The 1,178-nt window shown below is 64.9% G+C and carries 1 protein-coding gene; it reads left to right on the top strand.

The window, feature by feature from the left end:
* On the top strand, nt 1–1,178 hold a 1,178-nt coding region (locus ACSFA5_RS32430; RefSeq protein WP_435448153.1), incomplete at both ends, for a ShlB/FhaC/HecB family hemolysin secretion/activation protein.

Raw genomic sequence — 1,178 nt, forward strand, 5'->3', positions numbered from 1 at the left:
GCCCCGGTTCAACGCATCCCCGAATCCGAGTCCCCATGCTTCCGCATCGACCGCGTACTCCTGGTGGGCGAGCAATCCGAGTCCTTCCAATGGGCCGTCGCCGACCTGTCCGGCCCCGAAGGCAATGATTCGCCCATCGGCCGCTGCCTCGGCACGACCGGCGTCAATGTCGTCCTCACCCGCGCCCAGCAAGCAGCGATCGCCCGCGGCTACGTCACCACCCGCGTTCTTGCCGCGCCACAGGACCTGTCGACCAGCACCTTGACCCTGTCCCTGATCCCCGGCCGCATCGCAGCCATCCGCACGACGGCAGACTCTTCGTCCACGCTGCTCGGCAGTTCCGCCTTGCTCGCCATGGCCATCCCAACACGCCCCGGCGATCTACTGAACCTGCGCGACATCGAGCAAGGCCTGGAGAACCTCAAGCGCGCACCCACAGCAGAAGCCGACATCCAGATCGAGCCTTCGACCGCACCCAATGCAAAGCCCGGCGACAGCGACCTCGTCGTCAAGTACGTTCAGTCCAAGAAGTGGCGTGTTGCACTGAGCCTGGACGACAGCGGCACCGAAGCCACAGGCCGCTACCAGTCCGGCGCCACCCTGTCCCTGGACAACCCCTTCGGCCTGAACGACCTGTTCTACGTCAGCGCCAACCACAGCATCAACAACCACGTCTTCAGTGACCCGGCCAAAGGCACCGAAGGCCAGACCGTCCACTACTCGTTGCCCTACGGCTACTGGCTCCTGGGCTTCACCGCCTCCAACAGCCAGTACCACCAGAGTGTGGCCGGCCTGAACCAGGACTACGTGTACGCGGGCAAGAGCAACAACGCCGAGATCAAGCTCTCGCGCCTGATCTACCGCGACCAGCAGCGCAAGACGACCATGGCAGTGAAGGGCTGGCGCCGCGAATCGCGCAACTTCGTGGACGACACCGAGGTCGAGGTGCAGCACCGCGTGGTCGGCGGCGTGGAGTTCAGCCTGAACCACAAGGAGTTCATCGGCGACGCGACGCTCGAAGGCACACTGGCCTACAAGAGCGGCACCGGCGGCTTCGGTTCGCGCATTGCGCCGGAAGAAGAGTTCGGCGAAGGCACCTCGCGCCTGAAGCTGTACACGGCCGACATCAGCCTCAATGCGCCGTTCAAGCTGGGCGAGCAGAAGCTGCGCTACTCCGG

Source organism: Variovorax monticola (genome assembly GCF_051216855.1).
GTDB lineage: Bacteria > Pseudomonadota > Gammaproteobacteria > Burkholderiales > Burkholderiaceae_C > Variovorax.